The organism is Moorena sp. SIO2C4, assembly GCF_010672485.1.
Lineage (GTDB): Bacteria > Cyanobacteriota > Cyanobacteriia > Cyanobacteriales > Coleofasciculaceae > Moorena > Moorena producens.
Window position 1 is genome coordinate 1 of sequence record NZ_JAAHGN010001271.1, and the last position, 1,913, is coordinate 1,913.

The following is a 1,913-nucleotide window of genomic DNA, read 5'->3' on the forward strand; positions in this document are numbered from 1 at the left end:
TTTCCTAGACTGGAGACAATCGTGCCTGGATCATGGATGGCACCAACTTGGATCAGTCAAATCCGATTCAATCGGAACCAGCTGACAGTCCCTGGGAGATGCGTGGTGCTGGAGACTTTGACGGCGATGAGCAAAAGGATATTATCTGGCGTAATACCGATACCGGAGATGTTGGCTTCTGGTTAATGGAAGGCTTTGAGTTCAAAAGCGGAGCATCTAGCACCCAGGTATCAGACCTCAACTGGGAAATCCGTGGCACGGGAGATTTCGACAGTGATGGAGAAGAAGATATTCTCTGGCGTAATACCAATACCGGAGAAAATGCGGTTTGGTTGATGAATGGCACGGAGCTGGATCAGGGAGTGTTGATTACCAGGCAGAGTAATGGTGAGAATTTGCTGCTACCAGAAGACGGTCTATGGGAGATGCAAGGTGCTGGAGATTTAGATAATGATGGTGACGCGGATATTCTGTGGCGCAATACTCAAAACCAAGAGATCTACTACTGGCGGATGGATGGTACTGAGTATGTAGAGTCAGTGTTCATTGACTCAGCACCAATCAGCGGTGATTGGGAAATTCGTGGTACTATGGACTTTGACGATAATGGTTTTGACGATATCCTGTTGCGTAATGGCTCTGACGGACAAAATGGGATCTGGCTAATGAATGAAACGGGGCTACAGCAGGCAGTTGCCACCGAGTCCTTAACAGGGGACGAGTGGCAAAGCTATGTTTAATATGCCAGTCTGGTTAATTATTCATTAGTGATTCAATAAGCAATTAGCATTCAGCAGACAGCTGAATGCTAATGTGATTCAAAGCCCGATAATTAAAGGGATTAACTGAACTTGATATTAATCGTTTCAACTACTACTTAACTACTACTTACCAGTGGGAAAAGCACCAGGTCGCACGGTCAATTTAGTATCTCGTTGATTGCGGCGCAACTCTAGGATTAAATCACTGCCTACTTTCGTTTTAGCCACAGACTTCTGAACTTCTGTTGCATCTTTGACCGGCTGATCATTGATTTTGCGGATCACATCACCCGCACGCAATCCTGCTTTGGCAGCTGGGGAATTAGCTATTACTTTGGCAATCAATACCCCTTTTTCTTCATCAACCATCAATCCAGCATTGGGATTACTGTTGATCTGTTGTTTAACTTCTGGGGTTAAGGTTACCATCTGGATGCCCAAGTAAGGATGTTCTACTTTACCCTCAACAATCAGTTGCTCAGCAATTCCTTCCACCGTATTAATGGGAACGGCAAATCCTAATCCTTGAGCACCCCGAATAATGGCTGTGTTCATGCCAATCACTTCACCGGAGGCATTGAGCAGGGGTCCGCCAGAATTACCGGGGTTAATGGCAGCATCGGTTTGGATAAATTCCACTCGCTTATCGGGAACACCGACTTGAGAGCTAGAACGACCGGTAGCACTAATGATGCCAGTGGTTACAGTACTATCTAAACCAAGGGGATTACCAATTGCGATCGCCCATTCTCCTGGGGTGAGTTGATCAGAATCACCGAGAGCAACGGTAGGTAAGTTTTCTGCCTCAATCTGGATCACGGCTACATCTGTCAAGGGATCGCTTCCCACTACCGTCCCTTTAAATTGGCGACCATCTTTGAGGATTACATTAACAGTATCCGCACTATCGACTACATGGGCATTGGTGAGAATATAACCATCGGTATCGATAATGAAACCTGAACCGGTACCCTGTTCAACTCGCTCTTGGGGTACATCGGGAAATGGTAACCTAAAAAATTCCCGGAACATCGGGTTTCTAAAAGTATCTGGGACTCTACTGGTGACGGTTCTAGAAGCGTTAATCCGCATACTATTATAGGAAAACCAATATCGCAAGACCGAATTATTTTTGAAAAATTAATTATGTCA

The 1,913-nt window shown here is 45.4% G+C and carries 2 protein-coding genes; one reads left to right on the forward strand and one right to left on the reverse strand.

Translation table 11 applies throughout. The features are described from left to right. Positions 1–32 precede the first annotated feature (32 nt). Positions 33–740, forward strand: coding sequence for an FG-GAP repeat domain-containing protein (locus tag F6K20_RS36510; protein WP_287298095.1), 708 nt, complete (start codon positions 33–35; stop codon positions 738–740). Between the two features lie 144 nt (positions 741–884). On the opposite strand, the gene F6K20_RS36515 is transcribed toward F6K20_RS36510, so the two are convergent. Then, a complete protein-coding gene (locus F6K20_RS36515; protein WP_287298097.1) occupies positions 885–1,853 on the reverse strand; it encodes an HhoA/HhoB/HtrA family serine endopeptidase in 969 nt (322 codons plus the stop codon). Positions 1,854–1,913: the final 60 nt, after the last annotated feature.

Coding starts and splice junctions, on each gene's coding strand:
- F6K20_RS36510 (WP_287298095.1), top strand. CDS start 33: ATGGATGGCACCAACTTGGATCAGTCAAATCCGATTCAATCGGAACCA.
- F6K20_RS36515 (WP_287298097.1), bottom strand. CDS start 1,853: ATGCGGATTAACGCTTCTAGAACCGTCACCAGTAGAGTCCCAGATACT.